Below are 8,716 nucleotides of genomic sequence, written 5' to 3' on the forward strand. Positions count from 1 at the left end.
CGCTGGCCGCGTACGGGCGGGAGCTCGGGCTGGCGGCCGAGGTCGGCGACCCGCGCGCGGTCCGCGAGGCGGACCTGGTGGTCTGCTGCACCACCGCGCGCACCCCGCTGTTCGACGGCGCCCTGGTGCCCGCCCACGCGGCGGTGGCGGCGGTCGGCTCGCACGAGCCGGACGCCCGGGAGGTGGACGAACTGCTCGTCCAGCGCGCCGAGTTGTACGTCGAGGCGCGTACCGTCGCGGAGCGCGAGGCCGGGGACCTGCTGATGGCGGGCGTGGCCGGGCGGCAGCTGTGGAACCTCGCCGAACTGGTGCGCGGCGACGCGCTGGTGCCCGACGGGCGGCCGCGGTTCTTCAAGAGCGTCGGGATGGCCTGGCAGGACCTGGCCGTCGCGGCGGAGGTGTACCGGGCCGCTTCCTAGCGGTTCAGTCGCCCAGGAAGACGAGCCAACTGCCCGGGGTGGCGGCGCAGTTGGCGAGCAGGTTGCGCAGTTCGCGGACGGCCGCCCGCTGCTCCCCGGTGGTGCAGCGGGCGAGCAGGGCGGTGGCCTCCTCGAAGGCGGCGCCGGCGTCCTGCTCGTTGAACGGGGTGTCCCCGTACGGGTCGATCCGGCCGAGCCGGTGGCGGGTCGGATCGGTGTGCCGGGCCAGGGCGGAGGTGAGGGCCTCGCCGGGGCTCGACAGGTGCAGCAACCTGGCGCTGGTGCGGCGGCCGCCGTTCGGGCGGCCGTCGTACAGCGCGATGTCGATCGACACGGCGTTACTCCTGGTGGTGGTCGGGAGTTGTGGAGCCGGAGCCGGTGCAGCGGGATGGGATCCCCCGCTGCACCGGCTCCTCACGTTTTCCGGACGTTTTCCGGCGGGCTCCCGGGCGGGCGGGCGGGCGGTCCGGTTCCGCGCGTCAGGTCGGGTTCCGCGCGTCAGGCCCGGTCGTCGGCGTAGGCGGTGAGCAGGCGGGCCAGGTGCTTGCCGGTGACCAGCAGCGGCTCCTCGCTGCGGGCGACCTGGGCGGCGAGCTCGGCGCCCTCCAGGGTGCTGATCACGGTGCCGGCCAGCTCGCGGGCGTCCTGCCCGCCGATGCCGGCGGCGAGCAGCCGTTCCGCCACGACGGCGCGCCAGTGGGCGAAGGCCTCGGCCACCGCCTCCTCGATCACCGGCACCCGGCCGATCGTCTCCAGGGCGGTGCTGGTGATCGGGCAGCCGTCCTGCCAGTCGGACGCGCGCAGTTCGGTGGCGAGCAGCCGGGTGCAGGCGGTCATCGCCTCGCCCAGGTCCGGTGAGGAGCCGAGCCCGGCGTGCAGCATGACGGCGAACTCCTCGTCCCCGTGCCGGATCGCCTCGGCGGCCAACTCCTGCTTGCCGCCCGGGAAGAAGTGGTAGACGGAGCCGAGGGTGGCCTCGGCCTCGCGGGAGATCTGCTTGATCCCGGTGCCCTCGTACCCCTGGCGCTGCAGCAGCCGGGAGGTGGCCCGGACGATCCGCTCCCGGGTGCCGGGCTTCGTTTCGGCCTGCGCGCCGTCCTTCGGTGCGGCCTTCGCCGGGGCCTTCACCGGGGCCTTCGCCGCGACCCTCACGGCGGCCTTCGGGTCAGCCTGCGCGGGGGTCTTCTCGGGCGTCTTCACGGCGCGATCCTAGCCGAGATTCTGAGTAGAGCGTTCGTTCCAGTGCTGTGCTAGCGTCGGCTCCGGCGCTCTGGATAGAGCGTTCGTTCTAGACATTCGTCCAGTGGAGGGGAACACGCATGTCCGTGGAGCAGCAGGCGAAGCGATCCGTGACGGTGATCGGGCTCGGCCCGATGGGGCAGGCCATGGCCCGGGCGTTCCTGGACGCCGGGTACGCCGTCACGGTGTGGAACCGCACGGCCGCACGGGCCGACGAACTCGTCGCCCGGGGCGCGCAGGCGGCGCCCAGCGCGGAGGCGGCGGTGGCGGCGAACGAACTGGTGGTGCTCAGCCTCACCGACTACGACGCCGTGTTCACCGTCCTGGAGTCGGTCGAGCCGGCGCTGAAGGGGAAGGTGGTCGCGAACCTCAGCTCGGACACCCCCGGGCGGGCCCGCGAGGCCGCCCGCTGGCTGGCCGAGCGCGGCGCCGGACACCTGACCGGCGGGGTGCAGGTGCCGCCCTCGGGCATCGGCAGCCCCGAGTCGTCCACCTTCTACAGCGGCCCGGTCGAGCTGTTCCGGCGGCACCGGGCCGCCCTGGAGGTGCTCACCGGGGCCGACTACCGGGGCGACGACCCCGGGCTGGCCCAGCTGTACTACCAGATCCAGATGGACCTGTTCTGGTCCTCGATGGTCGGCTACCTGCACGCCACGGCGGTCGCCGAGGCCAACGGCATCACCGCCGAGGAGTTCCTGCCGTACGCCCTGCCCACCGCCGCGCTGCTGCCGCGGATGATCGAGTTCTACGCGCCGCGGATCACCGCCGGGGACCACCGCGGGGACGTCGACCGGCTGACGATGGCACTCGCGAGCATCGAGCACGTCCAGCACACCGCGGAGGACTCCGGGGTGGACGGCGCCCTGCCGGCCCTCCTCGCGGAGGCGGTCCGGCGGGGTGTGGCGGACGGGGACGGTGCGGCCAGCCTGAGCACCCTGGTGGGGCGGTTCCGCCGGGCGTAGCCCTCCGGGCGGACCTTCGGGTGGACCTCCGTGGGGATCTTCGTACGGACCTCCCGGGCGGACCGGAAGATCGTGTGCCGTCGGCCGTTGTCACGGCCGACGGCCGCTGTCACCATGGCGTTCGGCAGGAGGAGGGGCCGGTGCGGCGGGTCGGTGACGGGTGTTCGAATCACTGGCTGTTGCGCACGCAACGTAACGTGACATTGTACGCTGGTGTTCTGCACCCACCCGGAGGAACACCATGGCCGACCTCAAGTCCCGCACCCTGATCTCCGTACAGGAGCGGCTTCGCGACCAGGTCGCGCACGCACTCCGGGCAGCCCTGATCTCCGGCGAACTGCGCCCCGGCGTCGTCTACTCCGCCCCCGCGCTCGCCGCCGACTTCGGAGTCTCCGCGACCCCCGTCCGCGAGGCCATGCTCGACCTCGCCCGCGAGGGCCTGGTCGAAGCCGTCCGCAACAAGGGCTTCCGGGTCACCGAGCTGACCGACCGCGACCTCGACGACTTCACCGAGATCCGCGCCCTGATCGAGGTCCCGACCGTCGGCCGGGTGGCGCGCACCGCCACCAAGGAGCAGCTGGAGCGGCTGCGCCCGCAGGCCGAGGCGATCGTCGCGGCGGCCCGCAAGCACGACCTGATCGGCTACCTGGAGGCCGACCGCCAGTTCCACCTCGACCTGCTGGGCCTGGCCGGCAACTCGCGGCTGGTCGAGGTCGTCGGCGACCTGCGCAAGCGCTCGCGGCTCTACGGCCTCAACCGGCTCGACGAGCGCGGCGAGCTGGTCTCCTCGGCGGAGGAGCACCTGGAGCTGCTCGACCTGCTGCTCGCCGGCGACGCGGCCGGGGCCGAGGCCTGCATGACCCGCCACCTCAGCCACGTCCGCTCCCTCTGGGCCGGCGAGGAGAAGCCCGCCGAACCGGAGCCCTCGGCCCTGCGCCTGCGGTCCGGCCGGGGCTAAACCGCTCGTTCGGGTGAAGACTGAGGATCGGGCGCCGAAAGGCGTGCCGGTTCTACGATGATGCTCTCGACATCGGCAGCCAGGAGGAAATCCATGTCCGCCGCAGCAGTGGAAGAGCCCATGGAGCAGCCGACGCTGCTCGAAGCCGCTGAGCTGATCTCCAACCAGTTCACCGGGCACCGGGTCGAGATCGTCGGGAGCCAGATCACCGTGACGCCGCCGCCGAACGCTTCGCACAGCAAGTCGCTGAGCCGCCTGATGCGCGTGCTGTTCCAGGCCGGCCTCGATGGAGGCGGGACCGAAGTCCTTCAGGGCGTCGGGATCTGGCTGCCGGATGGGCCGTCGGACTATGCGATTCCCGATCTGGTGGTTGTCGACGCCGATATCGACGATCACCTGATCGAGTACAACTGCTACGACCCGGCCGTCTTCCGGCTCGTTCTGGAAGTCACCTCGTCCAACCACAGCGATGACTTGAAGAGGAAGCCTTTCGTCTACGCGTCTGCCGGCGTGCCCGTCTACGTGATCGTGGATCGCGCGAATCAGCGAGTCATGGTGCTCACCGATCCGCGGGACGGCGAATACCGGGTGCACGCCGTCCACCACCCCGGGCAGTCCTTCACCCTGCCGGAGTCGATCGGAGCGTCGGTGACGCTCTCGGTGGACGACGTGCTGACGGCCAAGAAGTAGGTCAGAGCGCCGCCGCCGGGAGGGTCAGCCGTCCGTCGTGGACCTCGGCGATCTGGTCGACGGCCGTCAGGTGGGTGCGGTCGTGGGTGACCAGGACGGTGGCGGTGGCCCGGCGGTGGGTGAGGTCGGTGATCAGGTCGAGGACGGCGGCGCCGCGTTCGTGGTCGAGGGCGCTGGTGGGTTCGTCGACCAGCAGGACGGTGGGGTCGTTCATCAGCGCGCGGGCGATGTTGACCCGCTGGCGCTGCCCGCCGGAGAGCTGGTGCGGCCGGCGGGCGGCCTGGTCGCGCAGGCCGACGGCGTCGAGGAGTTCCAGGGCGCGGGGGAGCGCGCCGCGCGGGGGGCGGCCGTCGAGGTGGGCCATCACCTGCAACTGCTCCACCGCGGTGAGCGAGGGCAGCAGGTTGGCCTGCTGGAAGACGATGCCGATCCTGGTGCGGCGCAGCGCGGTGAGGTCGGCCCGGCTGAGGCCCGCGGTGTCGGTGCCGTCGACGACGACCTGCCCGGAGTCCGGGGTGATCAGGGTGGCGGCGACGGCGAGCAGGCTGGACTTGCCGGAGCCGGAGGGGCCGACGACGGCGGTGAGCGTGCCCTTGGGGACGGTCAGCGAGACCTCGTCGAGTGCCGTGAGCCGGCCGTCGCCGTCCGGGTAGGTGAGGGTGATGCGGTCGAGGACGAGACTCATCGGGCGCTCCCGAGGGCGGTCAGCGGGTCGACGGAGGTGATCCGGCGGATGGACAGGGCCGCGCCGATCGCGCCGAGGGCGATCATGACGGCGGCGGGCAGCAGGACGGTCGGGGCGTCCAGCACGAAGGGGACGGCGGAGCCGATCAGCGCGCCGAAGCCGGACGCGATCGCGGTGCCGACGACCGTGCCGAGCAGCAGCAGGAGGACGGCCTGGCCGAGGGCGTCGCGCAGCAGGTAGCGGGTGGAGGCGCCGAGGGCCTTGAGGACGGCGATGTCGCCGCTGCGCTGGATCGTCCAGACGGTGAAGAACGCGCCGATCACCAGGGCCGAGATGGCGAACAGGAAGCCGCGCATCAGCTGGAGGGAGCCGTTCTCCGAGGTGTAGGAGCCGATCGCGGCGAGGGCGTCGTCGCGGGTGCGGGTCTCGGTGCCGTGGCGGGCGTCGGCGGCGGCCAGGTCGGCGCCCTTGGCGGTGTCGAGCGCGATGACGGTGGCGTGGCCGGCGCCGCCGGGGGCGGCCTGCTGCCAGTCGCCGAGGCTGGTCCAGATCACCGGGGTGTGGCTGTACGCGGCGTCGCCCTCGACGGCGGCGACCCGCAGCGGGTGGCCGGCCAGGGTGAAGTCGGCGCCGGGGGCGAGGCCGCCCAGGTTCTCGGCGGCGGTCTTGGACAGTACGGCCTGGCCGGGGGCGATCCGGCTGCCCTGCGGGGCGAGTGCGGAGCCGTCCGGGACGCCGAAGGCGGAGAGTGCGGCGGTGCGCTGTCCGGCGGCGGCCTTGGTGGTGGTGATGCCGATCGGCTGGGCGGAGGTGACGCCGGGCTCGCGGGCCCAGGCCTGCCACTGGTCGGGGGTGACCTGGGAGTCGGTGAAGGAGAGCTTCTGCCCGTCGGCCGGCTTGCCGAAGACCAGGTGGTCGGCGGGCAGGCCGGTGATCGCGGAGATGTTCTGCCGACCGAGCCCGGCGGTCAGCCCGGACAGCAGGCCGACCAGCACGGTGATCAGCACGATGACGGTTCCCATCAGGGCGAACCGCCCCTTGGCGAACCTCAGGTCCCTCCAGGCGACGAACACGACGGGGCCTTCCTCTGGACAGGTGGTTTCGACACTTCCACCGTCCTGGACGGAAGGGGGCCGGGGCATCGCGCCGGGGATTGCATCCTGGGCATCAAAGGGGAGAGCCCGAGTTCAACCTTTTGATTGATGCCGGGTGCCGGGCTAGGAACTTAGGCTGGACGGATGGCGACCGAACGATCCAGAACCACCCCCGTCGCCCGCGTCCTCCAGGTCTGCCTGCACCTGCTCGTGGCGGGCCTGCTCGCGCTCGCCGTCGCCCGGGCCGTCCTCGTCGACCGGGGCGGCGATCCGGCCGCCGTCGCCGCCGCGGCCACCGCGATGGCCGCCGTCTACACCGTCGGACCGCAGCTGGCCGCCGTGCGCCGCTCCCGGCGGGCGGCCGCGCTCTGGCTGGCGCTGCTCGGCGTCACCTGGGCGGGCGTGCTGATCACCACCCAGGACGGCGTCTGGCTGGCCTTCCCGCTGTACTTCCTGGAGCTGCACCTGCTGGGGCGGCGCGGCGGGCTGGTCGCCGTCGGGCTGACCGCCGCCGCGTCGATCGCCGCGTGGTCCTGGCACCAGCACAGCTTCAGCTTCGCCGCCTCGATCGGGCCCGCGCTCGGCGCGGCCGTCGCCACCGCCACCGTGCTCGGCTACCAGGCGCTGTACCGGGAGAGCGAGGAGCGCCGCCGGCTGATCGACGAGCTGACCGCCGCCCGCGCCGACGCCGCCGCCGCCCACCACGCCGCCGGGGTGCTGGCCGAGCGGGAGCGGCTCGCCCGGGAGATCCACGACACCCTCGCACAGGGCCTCAGCTCCATCCAGCTGCTGCTGCGGGCCGCCCAGCGGGCCCTGCCGGAGCGCACCGAGACCGCCGCCGGGTACGTCGAGCAGGCGCGGCAGGCCGCCCAGGACAACCTGGACGAGGCCCGCCGGTTCGTCCGGGCGCTCACCCCGCCCGCGCTGGACGGGGACCCACTGCCGGTCGCGCTGGAGCGGCTGTGCGCGACGACGACGGCGCAGAGCGGCCTGCCGGTGAAGCTGCACGTCTCCGGCGCCCCGGTCCGGCTGCCGGCCGCGGAGGAGGTCGCGCTGCTGCGGATCGCGCAGTCGGCGCTCGGCAACACTGTCCGGCACGCGGGGGCCGCGCGGGCCGAGGTGACACTCAGCTACATGGAGGGTGAGGTGGCACTGGACGTGTACGACGACGGGGCCGGGTTCGACCCGGCGGCGGTCGCCGGCCGCACCGGCGGGGACGGCGGCTTCGGGCTGCCGTCGATGCGGGCCAGGGCGCGGGCGCTCGGCGGCGGCTTCACGGTGGAGTCGGCGCCCGGGCAGGGCACGACGGTGGCGGTGCAGCTGCCGGTCACCCCGGAGGCCGGCCAGTGATCCGGCTGCTCATCGCCGACGACCACCCGGTGGTGCGGGCCGGGCTGCGGGCCGTGCTGGAGTGCGAACCGGACTTCGCCATCGTGGCGGAGGCGGCCACCGCCGAGCGGGCCGTCGAACTGGCGGCCGAGCCGGGCGTGGACGTGGTGCTGATGGACCTCCAGTTCGGGCCGGGATCGGCCATGAACGGGGCGCAGGCCACCGCGGCGATCACCGCCCGGGCGGGCGCGCCGCGGGTCCTGGTGGTCACCACGTACGACACCGACGCGGACACCCTGCCCGCCCTGGAGGCGGGCGCCACCGGCTACCTGCTGAAGGACGCGCCGCCGGAGGAGCTGGCCCAGGCCGTCCGGGCCGCCGCGGCGGGGCGCAGCGCGCTGGCGCCCAGCGTGGCGGACCGGCTGCTGGAGCGGATGCGGACGCCCGCGGCGGCGCTCAGCGCCCGGGAGACCGAGGTGCTGGGGCTGGTCGCGGACGGGCTGACCAACCAGCAGGTCAGCCAGCGGCTGCACCTGAGCCAGGCCACGGTGAAGTCCCATCTGGTGCACATCTACACCAAGTTGGGCGTGGACTCGCGCACGGCGGCGGTGCGCGAGGCACGGCGGCTGGGGCTGATCCGCTGAGCGTAGGGTGGGGGTGTTCCATGCCCGTGGCAGTGTGAGGAGCGCCTGATGACCGTCCGTCTCGACGAGCTCGCCGTACCGGTGATCGCCGCCCCGATGGCGGGCGGGCCCTCGACGCCCGAACTGGCGGCGGCGGTGAACCGGGCCGGCGGGCTCGGGTTCCTGGCCGGCGCCCTCAAGACCGCCCAGGCGATGGCCGAGCAGATCGCGGCGGTACGGAAGTCGACCGACCGGCCGTACGGGGTGAACCTCTTCGTGCCGGGCACGCCCGGGGACGCGGCGGCCGTCGCGGCGTACCGGGAGCGGCTGCGCCCCGAGGCCGAGCAGTGGGGCGTGACCCTGCCGGAGGAGATCGGGCCGGACCGCGACGACTGGGAGGCCAAGCTCGCCCTCCTGCTCGCCGACCCGGTGCCGGTGCTCTCGTACACCTTCGGGCTGCCCACGGCCGAGGAGGCGGCGGCGGTGCGGGCGGTCGGCACGACCCAGGTCGCCACCGTCACCACGCCCGAGGAGGCGCGGGCGGCGCAGGCCCTCGGGATGGACGCGCTGTGCGTGCAGGGCCCGGAGGCGGGCGGCCACCGGGGCACCCACCGGGTGACGGACCGGCCCGGGGAGCTGCCGCTGCTCGAACTGCTGCCCGCCGTACGGGAGGTGACGGCGCTGCCGCTGATCGCCGCGGGCGGGCTCGGCGACGGC

10 protein-coding genes and 1 pseudogene are annotated in these 8,716 nt (G+C 73.8%); 7 read left to right on the plus strand and 4 right to left on the minus strand.

Translation table 11 applies throughout. The features are described from left to right. Positions 1–419: pseudogene (locus tag AE652_RS28085) on the plus strand (ornithine cyclodeaminase family protein); the annotation flags it as partial. A 4-nt stretch (positions 420–423) separates the two neighbouring features. Here AE652_RS28085 and AE652_RS28090 read toward each other — a convergent pair. Then, positions 424–753, minus strand: coding sequence for a hypothetical protein (locus AE652_RS28090; protein ID WP_049656450.1), 330 nt, complete (start codon positions 751–753; stop codon positions 424–426). A 164-nt stretch (positions 754–917) separates the two neighbouring features. Further along, positions 918–1,547 (minus strand): TetR/AcrR family transcriptional regulator, encoded by a 630-nt coding sequence (locus AE652_RS28095; RefSeq protein WP_049656467.1) that lies wholly within the window; start codon positions 1,545–1,547, stop codon positions 918–920. Between the two features lie 191 nt (positions 1,548–1,738). Here AE652_RS28095 and AE652_RS28100 point away from each other — a divergent pair, with 191 nt between their 5' ends. The 3 genes from AE652_RS28100 (at position 1,739) to AE652_RS28110 (ending at position 4,268) form a co-directional block, all read left to right on the plus strand. Beyond that, the gene (locus AE652_RS28100) at positions 1,739–2,620 is read left to right on the plus strand and encodes an NAD(P)-dependent oxidoreductase (RefSeq protein WP_049656452.1); all 882 of its coding nucleotides are present in this window, start codon (positions 1,739–1,741) and stop codon (positions 2,618–2,620) included. 241 nt (positions 2,621–2,861) lie between these two features. Continuing rightward, positions 2,862–3,578 (plus strand): GntR family transcriptional regulator, encoded by a 717-nt coding sequence (locus AE652_RS28105; protein ID WP_049656453.1) that lies wholly within the window; start codon positions 2,862–2,864, stop codon positions 3,576–3,578. A gap of 93 nt (positions 3,579–3,671) precedes the next feature. Further along, positions 3,672–4,268 (plus strand): Uma2 family endonuclease, encoded by a 597-nt coding sequence (locus AE652_RS28110; protein WP_049656455.1) that lies wholly within the window; start codon positions 3,672–3,674, stop codon positions 4,266–4,268. A 1-nt stretch (position 4,269) separates the two neighbouring features. Here AE652_RS28110 and AE652_RS28115 read toward each other — a convergent pair whose 3' ends face one another. Further along, the gene (locus AE652_RS28115; protein ID WP_049656456.1) at positions 4,270–4,953 is read right to left on the minus strand and encodes an ABC transporter ATP-binding protein; all 684 of its coding nucleotides are present in this window, start codon (positions 4,951–4,953) and stop codon (positions 4,270–4,272) included. After that, positions 4,950–6,026, minus strand: coding sequence for an FtsX-like permease family protein (locus AE652_RS28120; RefSeq protein ID WP_049656458.1), 1,077 nt, complete (start codon positions 6,024–6,026; stop codon positions 4,950–4,952). Before AE652_RS28120 ends, AE652_RS28115 begins: the two co-directional genes overlap by 4 nt. A 165-nt stretch (positions 6,027–6,191) precedes the next feature. Here AE652_RS28120 and AE652_RS28125 point away from each other — a divergent pair, with 165 nt between their 5' ends. From AE652_RS28125 to AE652_RS28135, 3 genes are all read left to right on the plus strand, one after another. Continuing rightward, complete coding sequence (locus AE652_RS28125; protein ID WP_049656461.1) at positions 6,192–7,397, plus strand: sensor histidine kinase; 1,206 nt, start codon at positions 6,192–6,194, stop codon at positions 7,395–7,397. Further along, positions 7,394–8,020 (plus strand): response regulator transcription factor, encoded by a 627-nt coding sequence (locus tag AE652_RS28130; RefSeq protein ID WP_049656462.1) that lies wholly within the window; start codon positions 7,394–7,396, stop codon positions 8,018–8,020. Before AE652_RS28125 ends, AE652_RS28130 begins: the two co-directional genes overlap by 4 nt. A 48-nt stretch (positions 8,021–8,068) precedes the next feature. Next, positions 8,069–8,716, plus strand: a 648-nt coding sequence (locus tag AE652_RS28135) for a nitronate monooxygenase (RefSeq protein ID WP_049656466.1), incomplete at its 3' end; no start/stop codon positions are given.

It is taken from the genome of Kitasatospora sp. MY 5-36 (assembly GCF_001182915.1).
Taxonomy (GTDB): Bacteria; Actinomycetota; Actinomycetes; order Streptomycetales; family Streptomycetaceae; genus Kitasatospora.